The sequence below is a fragment of the Botrimarina hoheduenensis genome (genome assembly GCF_007859815.1).
GTDB classification, from domain to species: domain Bacteria; phylum Planctomycetota; class Planctomycetia; order Pirellulales; family Lacipirellulaceae; genus Botrimarina; species Botrimarina hoheduenensis.
The window spans coordinates 97,526-110,110 of record NZ_SJPH01000011.1 but is presented as its reverse complement, the minus strand read 5'-3'; the positions used below and the strand labels follow the sequence as shown (position 1 = coordinate 110,110).

The 12,585-nt window shown below is 60.7% G+C and carries 7 protein-coding genes; 2 read left to right on the top strand and 5 right to left on the bottom strand.

Annotated elements, in window-relative coordinates:
* Positions 1-305: hypothetical protein (locus Pla111_RS17540; RefSeq protein ID WP_231931110.1), on the top strand; the 305-nt coding region annotated here is incomplete at its 5' end.
* Positions 306-538: 233 nt separating this feature from the next.
* Here the strand turns inward: Pla111_RS17540 and Pla111_RS16345 are convergent.
* The 3 genes from Pla111_RS16345 to Pla111_RS16335 all read right to left on the bottom strand — a co-directional run bounded on the left by Pla111_RS16345 (position 539) and on the right by Pla111_RS16335 (position 8,423).
* On the bottom strand, positions 539-2,815 hold the full coding sequence (locus Pla111_RS16345) for a hypothetical protein (protein WP_146575524.1): 2,277 nt from the start codon (positions 2,813-2,815) through the stop codon (positions 539-541).
* 582 nt (positions 2,816-3,397) lie between these two features.
* Positions 3,398-5,818, bottom strand: a complete 2,421-nt coding sequence (locus Pla111_RS16340) for a hypothetical protein (RefSeq protein ID WP_146575523.1) — start codon at positions 5,816-5,818, stop codon at positions 3,398-3,400.
* 217 nt (positions 5,819-6,035) lie between these two features.
* Complete coding sequence (locus Pla111_RS16335; RefSeq protein WP_231931107.1) at positions 6,036-8,423, bottom strand: alkaline phosphatase D family protein; 2,388 nt, start codon at positions 8,421-8,423, stop codon at positions 6,036-6,038.
* A gap of 184 nt (positions 8,424-8,607) precedes the next feature.
* Between Pla111_RS16335 and Pla111_RS16330 the strand changes: the two genes are divergently transcribed.
* The gene (locus Pla111_RS16330) at positions 8,608-9,672 is read left to right on the top strand and encodes a transposase (RefSeq protein ID WP_146575522.1); all 1,065 of its coding nucleotides are present in this window, start codon (positions 8,608-8,610) and stop codon (positions 9,670-9,672) included.
* An 81-nt stretch (positions 9,673-9,753) separates the two neighbouring features.
* Here the strand turns inward: Pla111_RS16330 and Pla111_RS16325 are convergent, their stop codons facing one another.
* Together Pla111_RS16325 and Pla111_RS16320 are read right to left on the bottom strand one after the other, a co-directional pair.
* Positions 9,754-10,488, bottom strand: coding sequence for a glycosyl hydrolase (locus tag Pla111_RS16325; RefSeq protein WP_231931106.1), 735 nt, complete (start codon positions 10,486-10,488; stop codon positions 9,754-9,756).
* A gap of 215 nt (positions 10,489-10,703) precedes the next feature.
* Positions 10,704-12,515, bottom strand: a complete 1,812-nt coding sequence (locus Pla111_RS16320; protein ID WP_146575520.1) for a beta-agarase — start codon at positions 12,513-12,515, stop codon at positions 10,704-10,706.
* Between the last annotated feature and the right edge of the window lie 70 nt (positions 12,516-12,585).

The window sequence follows — 12,585 nt, the reverse complement described above, 5'->3', positions numbered from 1 at the left end:
TCTCGATGATCTGCTCCGTCGAATGCTTCGTTCGCTTCATCAAAGAACCTCCATGCCGGGGGACCGCCCAGCTCGGGATTCTCTCATTCAGCATGGCTCAGTTTCAGGGGGGAAGACCAGTCCCGTCGCCCACTCGCCATCGGCCTGCTCTCCAATCGAGAAAGCCAAAAGCTTCCGCCGCTAGCGATCGCGTGGCGAGGTGCGGTTCACCGGTCGGACACGCCGCGGTGGCCTACGTGGCGACGCTCCGCGCCCTGGGGCTCAACATCCGCCGCGTCGCCGCCTATCGAGCGGCGATTGGGTAAGCGGGGCGGTGTGCGTTGCAATCGACCCACTCATCGCCCCCAACGCCGCCACCCGCCTTGTAAGGTCATGCCAACACCAACCACAATCGCGATCGACCCAGGGCAGAATCGTTGTCGATCGGCTTCCGAACCGGCCCTTTTTGCCGACGCATCAACTCTTGACGATATCTCCTAGCCGAACGCAGAAGCTCGGCCCGGACTTCTCTTTTCGCACGATTTTGCTGCGACAGGTTCTATCGATCGTTATGGCCACGCGATGATTGCCTCACGGCAGCCATTAGGCCGAGGACAGCTAGCACGACCGTTGAAGGCTCCGGTACGCCCGCCGATCCACTAACCGGAGCAACGGCGCCGAAACGGTTCCTCCAGTGCTGGTAGTCGAACTGGAACTCGGTCCCCGACAGATCGCGGATGACGGTGTAATCGGCGGCATCAACCGCGCCATCGCCATTGAAGTCGCCAGTCGGCGTCGCGACCCCCCGAAGCTGCTCTGACCAGAAGCGGACGTCTTCGGCATCGACCGTGCCGTCGGCGTCTAGGTCGTAACGGCTGCCCGTATCGGCGGGACCGAACTCGCCGAACAGCATCGCGAGATCCTCCCCGTCAAACGCGCCGCTTCTGTTGAAGTCGCCCACGGAGTGCGTAATCTCCAAAGTAGCGGAGATGAGATAACCGCCGGTGCTATCGAAATCGGCAAACACGGTGTTGGCGCCGTTCTTCAGCAAACTCAGGGGGACATCGACCTCTCGAGCGACGTAATGGTTGTCCTTCTCATCGAACTCGAACAATCCGGCAGGCACTGAAAGGACGTTACCATTCACTATCAGAGAGAAGGCCTCTCCCCGTGACGCCCCCGAAACACCTTCTCGGTTGTACGAGACGCGGATCTTCGCGGAGAGAGCGTCTTGGGTGCTGGCGGCGATGTTGATCGCCTTTGACTGTCCGCCGGGAAGGTTTAGCGGCGCAACAACGTCGTCGCCATAATAAGTCCGGATGTCGGTCGCGTAGTCATAGAGAGCAGCCTCGCTGAGGGTTAGCGTCAGCACGGCGCCCTCGTCCGGCATCATCTGCAGCGTGCTCCAATTTGCGGTAATGTCTACGTTCGACTCGTAGACACCTTTGGCACCGTCCCAATAGATGCGATCAATAGATGCTGTGGTAACCGCAGCCGCGCCTGTGACGGCCTGGAGATTGACGGACGTTAGCGCATTCTCAAGATTGTTAAGCATAAGGTAGAGCTTGTTCCCATTGCGAAAGGCATGTGTCTGCACATCAGGATTGCTGCTGTCCACCACGACATACTCGCCGCTCAGGTCGTTGTGCATGCGGTACATTCCGGCGACGATTGTCTCATGCCAGACACCCTGAGCGTCTCTCTCCCAGAAGACGTTGTCTCCGGCAGGACTTGTAGGGGTCTGCAGCTCCCACCAGATGGGCGCGAGGAAAGGCGTCGCGTTGACGATTCGGTCGGGCCTACCCATGAACACCATGAGCTTCTCACGTACGTCGCGGACCAAGTCCCACTGTTGCTCAGCCCGCGTATAAGTGCCATAGTTGTCATCCGCGGTGCCAGGACCATTCTTGATGGCGGTCTGATTGAAGGACCCGTACTCAGTAATGGCGAACGCCTTGGGGTCTCCGAACTTGATGTTGCTGTAGGTCTCGAAGAGGTCCATGGAAGCCCCGACACGACCGGGCGACGTATCAACTTGCTGTTCCCAAGAGCCATCGCTCAAGACGTTGTAACGCTCGTACGGGTGGAGTGTCCAGAAGTCGAGTTCCGCAGGCTGTCCGCTCGGCGTCCGCCAAGTCGCCATGTCGTCCATGAGCGCCTTCGCGCGGTCCCAGTCGTTCAGCGGGTTCTCGTTGAATCCGTCGCAGCACGATGGGCCGCCGAGTTGGGCTTGTGGATGCTCTTCTTTTACCAGTTCAGTCACCACGCGGTGCATAGCGATCACGTCCTGCCATGCGGAGGAGTTCGACGCTTTCCAGTTTGGCTCGTTCATGATCTCGACGTAGAATCGGTCTTTGTCGAACGGTAGGTAACCCTGCCCAGGCCCCTCGCCGTAGACAACCTCTTCGAGAAACACATTTATAAAGTCGGCGTAGCCAGGGAAGTTAATGACCCGATCGGTCCCTCCGTCAATGAAGTCCGGATAGAATCCCCCTTCCCTGCCGCCAGTAACGTAGATCGGATTTGGCGTGTTCCTTAGCGATCTCCAAGCGTCGCTCTGCAATGCACGGTACTTGAAACCCCAGGTGTTTGTGTTGTTCTGGAGCTTGCTCACCAACGCCGCATGGTCGAAGTAGCCCGGTCTGTTGGGGTCTTCTGGGAGATCGACTCCCCATTGCCGATACATACCGATCGTAAAGTCGTTGGTCTCGCGGCCGGAGAACGAGTGCAGATCCGTTGGCGAGTGGACCGCGGTCTGCAGGTCGCCTAGATTGGTGTCCGCGCCGGGGGTCAATTGCCCCCAATGGTTAAAGAATTGAGCTCGGTCCAAGCTCATTGTGCCGCCGATAAGGCGAAGCGTATTCGCGTCAATCTCTACGTTCGTCTGCGCTACTGCAAAGGCGCACAGACTCAAGATGGCGCAACAAGACGGGACACATAGTGGGGCAGTGGTGAGATGCATTGCAATATCCGAGAAAAAGGTCCATCCGGGAATATCGTGGGTGATTTGCCGAGCGATCTCGGCTCGGGCTCGGCAGAAGGGGGGCCGCCCCTGCCGCTCTCACCGTCGCTTCGACCCCCAAGGCGGGGGGAGGGTCGAAGCGACGGCGAAAGCGGAAGGGGCTCGCGTGTCCGGTGTTTTAGGCGTTATTCCAAGCCGCGCGGTGAAGCCCCTCCGCCGTCGCCCTCGCATCGGCCCTCGCCCCACATGGGGCCGGTGCGAGGGCGTCGGCGGGGGGGCGGCCCCCTCTGTCGAGCCCGAGCGGAGGTCGGTTTCCGCCGGCCCCGACGGCTCGACCGACGATAATCCCGGATGGACCCTTTTTTGCCGACGCATCAACTCTTGACGATATCTCCTAGCCGAACGCAGAAGCTCGGCCCGGACTTCTCTTTTCGCACGATTTTGCTGCGACAGGTTCTATCGATCGTTATGGCCACGCGATGATTGCCTCACGGCAGCCATTAGGCCGAGGACAGCTAGCACGACCGTTGAAGGCTCCGGTACGCCCGCCGATCCACTAACCGGAGCAACGGCGCCGAAACGGTTCCTCCAGTGCTGGTAGTCGAACTGGAACTCGGTCCCCGACAGATCGCGGATGACGGTGTAATCGGCGGCATCAACCGCGCCATCGCCATTGAAGTCGCCAGTCGGCGTCGCGACCCCCCGAAGCTGCTCTGACCAGAAGCGGACGTCTTCGGCATCGACCGTGCCGTCGGCGTCTAGGTCGTAACGGCTGCTCGTATCGGCGGGACCGAACTCGCCGAACAGCATCGCGAGATCCTCCCCGTCAAACGCGCCGCTGCCGTTGAAGTCGCCCACGGAGTGGGTGACAACGAGAGTGGCGGTGACAAGGTCGCCGCCGCTCGAACCGAAGTCGACGTACACCTCGTTGCCGACCTCGGTGAGCAGCTTAACCGGGACTTCAATCTCGCGCGAGAAGAGGGACGTGTCGGTCTCGTCAAACCCATTGACTCCCTCCGCGGCGACGAGGTGCGACACGCCGTTCACCACCACGTCGAACGACTCATTGAGGATTCCGGGGCGGTCTGAGATCGCCACGCGGACGACGGCCGACAGCGCGTCTTCGAGGTCCGCGTCGATCGTGATGGCGGCGGAGCGAGAGCCGGCAAGATTGATGGGCGTTTCCGTGATGTCGCCGTAATACGTCTGCCGGTTGGTCGCGAACTCGTAAGCAGCGGCGCCATCCAGGGTGAGCGTCAGCTTCACGGCTTCCCCGCCCGACAGGTTGAGACTCTGCCAGTCTCCAAGAACGTCGAGGTCGTCCTGGAAGACGCCGACCGATCCGTCCCAGAAGACTCGGTCCAAGTTGGCCGCGAGCACGGCCGCGTCACCGAGAATCGCACCCACGTCAACCGTGCGAGTCGATTCCTCCAGGTTGTTGAGCACGACGTGCAGCTTGTCGCCATCGCGGAACGCGGCGGTCTGAAGCGAGGCGTCGCTCGACTCGACGTGGACGTACTGGCCACGCAGGTCGTTCATCATACGGTAGAACCCGGCTGCGATCGTCTCGGTCCACGTTCCGTCAGCGTTGCGGTCCCAGAATGCGTTCGCCGAGCCGTTCGGCTCCGTGGGGGAGCTGCCCGTCCACCATTGCGGCGCGATGTAGGGCGTCGCGTTGATGATCCGATCCGGGCGATCAAGAAACGTCATCATCTTCTTCTTGACATCCGTTAGCTCGTCCCACTGGATCAACCGCCGGTCGTATGGGCTGTAGTCACCACCGGGCAGCCGCGTGTACTGGATTGTTCCGTACTCGGTAATGGCGAACTGCTTCGGATCTCCAAGGCGTTGATAGCTGTACGACTCGAACAGGTCGAGGATCCCGTCGAGGTGGCCCGAGGACTCGGGTGCGTGGGCGATCGACCCATCGCTCTCGACGCCGCGAGCGTCGTATGGATGGAACGTCCAGAAGTCGAACTCCGCTCGCTCTCCCGAATCGGTTTGCCAGTTGACCATGTCGTCCATGAGCCGACGCTTGAAGTCCCAGTCGTAAAGGATCAACCCAGGTGCGGAGACGAAATTCCCTACCGAGGCGCCACCGATCTGCGCTTGTGGGTTTTGGCTCTTAACCCGCTCGGTGACGATGCGATGCATCTCGATCACCCCGTCCCAGTCGAGTCCTCCAGGCCCGAGCTCCCAGGAGGGCTCGTTCATGATCTCGTAGTAGAAGTTCTCTGGCGCGACCGGGAGGTAGGCTTCGCTCTGAGTATTCCCGACGGCCGGGCCATTACCAAAGACGACCTCCTCGAAGTAGGTGTTGATGAACTCCGCGTACGCCTCACCGTTGTGACTCATCGGCAAGTTCGTCCCGTCACGCAGCCAAGACGGCCACCCTGACTCGGCCCGACCCGAATGCACTAGAACGTGGTTCTCGTGCCGCCGGACGGATTCGTAGCGCGTGCTGGTATTCAGATGGGACCGGAAGGTCTGCCCGAACTGGTTCGTCCCGGTCCGTAGGAACGTACGCAGGTCATCCAGGTCGTAGTACCCCGGACGGTTCGGGTCTTCCCCGGCGTTTTTACCGACGAAGCTGTCCGTGATCCAGACATCCCGCCCGGTCGCACTGTTGAGCCCATCCTCGGCCCAAACTTGCGTTGCAAGATCACCGAGGTTGGTTGGGCCTTGGATGACGAACGTACCCCAGTGGTTAAAGTACTTCGTCCGGGAGAGGTCGCGCTCCCCACCAATCAGATTCAGGTGGTGCGGACGTGCAACGACCGTGACTGGCTGCGCCAGCACCGGCGCCTGCAACAGCAGCACGCAGACGAACGCGGTCACTCGTCGCGGAGAGCACTTTCGATCCGGCTGCTTGGCCATTGAATGAACTGTTCCGGGCGAAGAGGAAAGCGGACCGCCGGCGCCGCGTGGAACTTGACTTGCGCAAACAGTGTGGAACCAGTCGCAGCTCACAGCCCCACCGCGTGATGACGCTCCACGGACCGGACTGGCTAACTGCATAGTGTATACAACCGCCGCGGGCGAAGCTAACTCTTGACGGCAGCATCGGCTTGGCACGCGTCGCCCCGAGCGCACGTCACAGCTCGCGCAGCTCTAGCTCCAGTGGCCAGCCGTCGAACTGCCGGTATGGGGTCATCCGGGTCCCAGTCTTGTCTGGCCAGCACTCGAGCGTAATCCGGTCATTGGGGATATCGATCTGAATCACCGCGAATCCCTCCCCCTGGTGGATTCGGCTCTGCGTTCCGACTCCAGCGGCTCGCTGCTGAGGTGACAGGATGTGCCTTCTCGGACTCGTGTTCTCGTAGAGCGGCATTGCCTCACGCGGTCCCGGATTCGCAACGGCAAGAGCCTCGAAGCGATTGCCGAAAGCGTCCACAAACCGGCCCAGGTGCGGTTCATCGCTGCCGGTCGCAACGGACCCACGACGCTGCGCCTCATTTGGGTAAAACCAGCGCCACCAGATGCAACCCCCGGGGGGCTGGCTGAACTGGTAGACGCCGTCTGCGGATGTCGGCGTCTCCATCCGAGTCACCGACGCGAGATGCTGGTCGCCAGTAAACAGCAACGCTCCCGCCTTCTTAAACAACCGAACCGCTTTGTCGCGGGCCGGCCTCGGCCAGCCGTTGGAGTCCTTGTCGGCGAACATGCCACCTTGCTTATTCGTGTTCAACGTGACGTAGTTCGTCTGGCTGACTACTAGGCGTACGGGTGATCGGTCCGATGTCGTAGCCCACTCGGATAGCATCTTGAGTTGGGCGTCGCCGAGCATCGACGGTTCCTCGCCTCGCTCGATGCTGGAGGCAGCCGACTTGAACTTGCGATCTTCGAGCAACGCGAAATCGACACCACCGTAGCGGAACGTGCAGTAGTAATTCGTGATGCCGCTGTCGCTGGGGCCGGGATCGAACGGGTCTGGGTTGTGGCCGCACATCGTGCGCTGGACCAGATTGACGAAATAGCTGCTCTTGATAAACCCACCGCCGCTGTCGCCGCCGGCCGTCATGAGCCGAGGACCGTCACCCCAAAGGTTTGGGTGCCAGACATCGTGATCGTCGGTCTGCAGCAAGCACGGAACCCGCGATGTCACGTCCTTGAACGACCGGTGCCAGATCAGCCATTTGTAGAGGTAATCCTCGAAAGGAATGGCGTCGGTCGGGTCGGTTGGCGTGGGCCACCACTCGTACAGCTGGTCGCCCGTGAAAAATACGATATCCGGATCGCGGTCGATGAGCGGTTCAGTAATGCCGCTAAAGGGCGCCCACTGATTCGCGGGACTCCATAGACCGATGTAAGACTCGCCGGCATTAAGCAGCGACCGATTCGCCAAGCCTTTGCGGCCCATCGTTCCGGTGCATGAAATCCCACCGATCACCAGCTCGCCGTCGTTCGGCTCGGCGGGAACGAGAAACTCGTACGGCACGGCGTCTTTCGGGCCGTTGACCATCACGACCCGGAATTCCCCGGAACGTTCGCTATCGTGCCCTCTTACCCGGATCAAGGCGTAGTAGTCGGGCTCGCTGATGCCGACCGTTTGGCCGACGGGCTCCCAAGAACCGTCTGTTCGCCGCTTCTCAAGACGCACGCCGATACGATTGCCTTCGCCAAGGATCGTCCTGCCGACCGAGAGACACTGGACGCCGACTTTCAGATCACCGTTGGCGACCGAGTACAGAACCCCGGCCACCGGCCCGTACGCACGCTCGGCGTGCGCCGCAACGCGATCGCCTGAAAGCCGCCACCCGGAGAAACGGTGCGGGTCTCGATCCGTAGAACCACGGCTAACGAGTGCGGCGTTGCCAACTAGCCGCTCGGCGTCGACTCGGGTGCGAACCGTGGCCAACTCATCGCCCTGAGCTGTAAGCGTGGCGATCAACAGAAGACTTTGGGTATCGATGCGTTGGGCTTCGACGGCTAGCGTTAGCGGAATTTCAGGGCTGAGCTTATGCCTGAGCATGGCCTCTGCTATCGGCAGTGGTAAAGCGACTTCGGCGTCCGAGCCGAAGTCGCGAATACAGAGCTTGCTCGCCTTGAACGCCACATCGACCAAGTAGCCGCCGCCGAGCCCCGGGGCTCCCTGGATGAGAGACGCCTGCCTGTAGCTGAGCCGTCCCTCGCCGCCACCAAGCAGAACGCCCGCGTGGCCACCAGAAGCCGAGTCTAGGTCAACTTCGACATTGAGGAGATCTCCAGAGCTACCGAGATCATGCGATAGCAGGTGGGCTGTGCGCCAATCGCCTCCCCCTTGCTGATGGACGCATTTCAGCCGACCTTCATTGACCGACCAGTCTTGCAGCCGATTTGCCCAGATCGCCGGTCCCGGCCAGCGTCGGTCTTCGATCCCGTTCCAGTTGATGCGGGCAGTCGCCGCATCCGACGCAACACTGGCTAGCAGGCATCCCAACAACACTCCTGACTTCAACGTGTGCCGACACATCACGCGCTGCTCTTCTAGTCGATCTACCATTGTCTGCTCCTGACGCTCATTGATCCTGTACAGCCCCTCGACGAATACTCGCGAATCAAGCAGGATTCGGATCGTGAGACCTCTAACGGCATACGAAGACCTCGAGATCATGGGGCTCAAAACGCACCCCTATTACCGGTCGCATCACGAATGAACCCCTTGGTGTCGTCAGCACCGTACTGAGGTGCATGCAACTTACAGGCAGTGCGACGAAGCTGGAAGCGCGACGCCGTCGCGCTTCGGCGTGCTTCCAAGCAGGGAGTCCGTTCGCACGGTGGCTGAACGCTTTGGGTTTGATCCGAGCAGCGCGAAACGGTGGCGTAGCGCTTGGCGAGAAGGGGGTGAGGACACCCTGGCAGCCAAGCCGCCCCCCATTGGCAAGTGCATGCTCACCGACGCACAGCTCGACGAGTTGGTCGAACTGGTGGTCGCCGGGCCACACGAAGCACTCTTCCCGACCAACCTGTGGACCTGCACGCCGGTCGCCAAGCTGACCCGCGATTGCCTCAGCGTTGAGTACAACCGCCGGCTCCTCGCGAAGCTGCTCCACCAACTTGGATATCAAGACCGCAGAACCCCCGGAAGGTCGCCCGCGAACAAGACCACGAGGCCATTGAGCCCTGGCGTAGGTCGAGTGGGCGAGGATCAAACAAGAGCCCGCCGAGAGGGAGCGAACATCATCTTTCTCGATGAAACGGGCTTCATGCTCCAGCCGGTCAACCGCCGGAGCCGGACTCCATGTTGCTCCACGCAGGTGCAGAATGCGTGGGACCGAAGTGATAGGCTCAGCGTGATCGGGGCGTCCGTTCTCTCGCCAACAATAACCCGTTTCTTGTGCTGCTTCGACATAGCACGGGCGAATGTGAAGGCCGGCGACGCGGTTGAACTCTTGCGTCCGCTGCGTCGGCTGCGGCGGAAGAATGTCTGTCGACCGCGGATCGTCGTGTCGGTCCGTTGGAGCGTTCATCGCGCGGTCGCGAAGAAGATTGCCAGGCTCGGCTGGAAGCACATTGCGTTCGAATCGCTGCCCGCCTATTGCCTGGAGCTCAACCCTGTCGAGGCGCTGTGGTCTCACGCCAAGTATGCCGACTTGGGTAACATCGTCCCCGACGCCGTTTGGCAACTCGACGAAGCAGTGAACACCTCGCTTAACGCCCAGGCACACAACCATCGCCGCAAACTCTCCTTCTTCCTTGAAGACCGCTCAACCCAGGCTATGCAATCGATCCATTGGCGATGCGACCGGTGAAGGTGCACACCACGCAGTGACCGGCATCGATTTCCTTTACCACATATTATGTAGGTACGGGGTAGGTAGTCCACTGCTCTGTTACTCCAGCCGCCAAACTCGGATCCAGTCGTACTGGGTCGTACGCTGCTCCTGGGTCCCAGTCGCGACGAGCCCGCCGCCCTCGGGCAGCGGGTTCCAGTCGTAGGTCTCGATCGCCATTTGGAGATAGGCTGGCATTTCCCAGGCAACGTCAGGGCGCAGAGAGTATACGTACTCGCCGTTTAAGAAGAACTGCACTTCGGATGACGACTTCCACCATGCCGCGTAAACATAGAATCGTTCGTGATTCTTGGTCGGTGTATTAATGAAGTCTTGGATCTGGACTTTTCCAGGGGCGCCGGTCTCGGTACGAATAAGGTTCGAGTGAAATATTTGATCCCACTCGCGGCCCCACTTCTGAGTCAGATTGCTTGTGTCCCCGACGCACTCCTGGATGTCAAGCTCTTGGCGCATACCCTTCCCAGGCTTGGTAATCAGCCAGAAGGTTGTTGACATACCGGTCGCGTTAGCCTTCATCCGGGTCTCGAAGTACATGCCCGGACCGCCCGGTGAGATCGAACGGATGATGGCTCCTTGATACTTGTATTCTTTGCCCGCGTGAGTAACCGGTTCAGCGAGTACGCCGACGGTCACTTTCATCTTGCCGTCTTCAGCGCGGACGTTCTCAGCGCGGAACAAACCCGGCGCACGCCCGAGCCACTGCCAGCCGTTTCCCACGGGTTCAGTCTGCCACTTAGTGTTGTCGATTTCTGGGCCGTCAAACTCGTCAGACATCGCCTCAACCGGAACCCACCGCTTGCCGGCAGGTCTTGGATCAGCACCCTCCACGAAAAACGGCGAGGCCGGAGGAGTTGTGGCGGACGCACTTGTACCGGCGGCTAGGACACTTGCCAGCAATGCAACGAGTAGAGCGAATCGCGAAGTGGGCATGGATGGGGCTCTTTGGGGAGAACATCGGCGATTGCGTCGATTGGGCGATCGCTAGGTAGTTAGGGACCGCCCGACTCCTCGTAATCTAACCGCAACACCACCGACGCGACCTTACCACCCCCGTCGGGGTAAACGACCTCGACGACGCTTCCCGGCCGCACCAGCTCGGCCGGAGCCGGAACCTCGATGGTCCCGAAGTAGTTCTTCCGGCCCGCTTGGCTGTCGCCTGCCCAGTTGTCGGGAACCTCAAGGGCCTCGCCGTTTAGAAGAACCAGAGTCGGCCTCTTGTGCAGTCCGGGTGGGCGTCCTGTCGAAACGCGGACCGTCGCGTGTCCCCTGCCCGACGGCGCGTCGGGGAAGGTGAATCGCGCAGGACGCTTGGCCCGGATGTCCTGGAGGCACTCCGAGGCGTATACACGCTGTTCTCGTACGGTGCCTCGGGGCGTTATCGGCTCATCTAGCTCGACAATGACCATTGCCGAGGCTCCGGGTCGCAATCTCAACTTGCTCGGCAACTGAGGCAACACACGCTCACCCAGTACCGGCTCGCCGCCGTCGGTGTGCAGGAATCGACCGATCACCCGCTTGGGTTCAATGCCATCGAGCCCTGAGACGACCACACGGTGCTGCGTTTCGTCGAGGTTTGTAAGAAGCAAAAGCAACCGGTTGCCATCGGCCAACAGTTGCACACGGACATCGGGGTTGCTGCTGTGGGCGGCTCGCCACTCGCCTCCCAGGTCGCGGAGAAACTCGTAAAAGAGGAACAAGTCGGTCTTGACGTAGTCGCCGTTGGGTGCACGCCTCCAAAGCAAGAAGACGTTTGCTGCGCCGGGTTCCGTGTCGCTCGCGTAGGTCCACTCCGCCTTGCCAAGGATGAAGGGGATGACTTTGGCAAGCCGGTCCGGGTGGTCCATGAACATGACTAGCTGACCCATCAGACCATACAGCATCTCGGCGCTGCGTCTCGCGCTGTACGGCGCGGGGTTCATGCTCTCGGAGGGGATCTTCCCAAACTCGGTTATAAGAATCGGCTTCGCGACACCGAATCGCTGGTGGCTGTAGCTGTCGATCAGGTCCATGATCGCCTCGGCGTTGCTGCCAGTTCGATTCCTTTCTGTCCCAGTGACGTTCACTCCGTCGTAAATGTGGTAGGACCAAAAGTCCATCTCTGCGCCGGCGATGTCCATAAAGCGCTTCTGACGCGATTCGAAGTGGCCGAAGTTGTTGACTTCCAACTCGACCCAAGCCGCGGAGTAACCGCCGATCAGGACGTCGGGGCAGAGCTCGCGGACACGGCGGGCCACGACGTTGTGCTGCTCCGAGAGTGCATCGATCGTCGTGCCGATTTTCTCCGCCTTGACGAACGGCTCGTTGAACACCTCGAGATAGCGAGGCCGCGAAGCTTCGGTGTAGCACGACCGCAAGAATTGAGCAGTGAACTCCGCGACGCCTTCGAAGTTCCGCGGCCCCCAGGACGTGTGATCATTGCCCGGGATCCCGTGCATCAGCTCGGGGTGCGTGCATAGCACCGTCTGCCGGACATCGGCATTCCATCTCGAAGTGACTTCGCTACGCCCGCTCTTCGGTTTCGCCGCCTTCATAACCTGGATCGCGTCAACACGCGGCATGTCCGCATCTGCAGGGTCCGCAGGCACCTGTTTCGCCTGCCATGAAAGGACCCCGCCGTTGCGGCCGTACCTTACGTCGAGTTCCTCACGCAGCAGGCGGTGGTCCTCGGGAGTCATGTCCGAGCTGTCGGGCCCCTCGTGGATCGTCACGAACTGGTCGCGATCCAACCGGGTGACCCCGCCGATGTCTCGGATAATGTCTGGGCGTAGGTGTACCTGGACGTCTTCACTCGCGCGAGCCATGCCGCCCAGAACGGAGGAGAGCCCAATAATCGCTGAGGATAATGCGGACAGGTACCGCAGCTCAAAGAAG

Excerpts from the sequence above, each read along its gene's own strand:
- Pla111_RS16345 (WP_146575524.1), bottom strand. The coding sequence starts at position 2,815 with ATGAGCTTGGACCGAGCTCAATTCTTTAACCATTGGGGGCAATTGACC.
- Pla111_RS16340 (WP_146575523.1), bottom strand. The coding sequence starts at position 5,818 with ATGGCCAAGCAGCCGGATCGAAAGTGCTCTCCGCGACGAGTGACCGCG.
- Pla111_RS16335 (WP_231931107.1), bottom strand. The coding sequence starts at position 8,423 with ATGGTAGATCGACTAGAAGAGCAGCGCGTGATGTGTCGGCACACGTTG.
- Pla111_RS16325 (WP_231931106.1), bottom strand. The coding sequence starts at position 10,488 with ATGTCTGACGAGTTTGACGGCCCAGAAATCGACAACACTAAGTGGCAG.
- Pla111_RS16320 (WP_146575520.1), bottom strand. The coding sequence starts at position 12,515 with ATGGCTCGCGCGAGTGAAGACGTCCAGGTACACCTACGCCCAGACATT.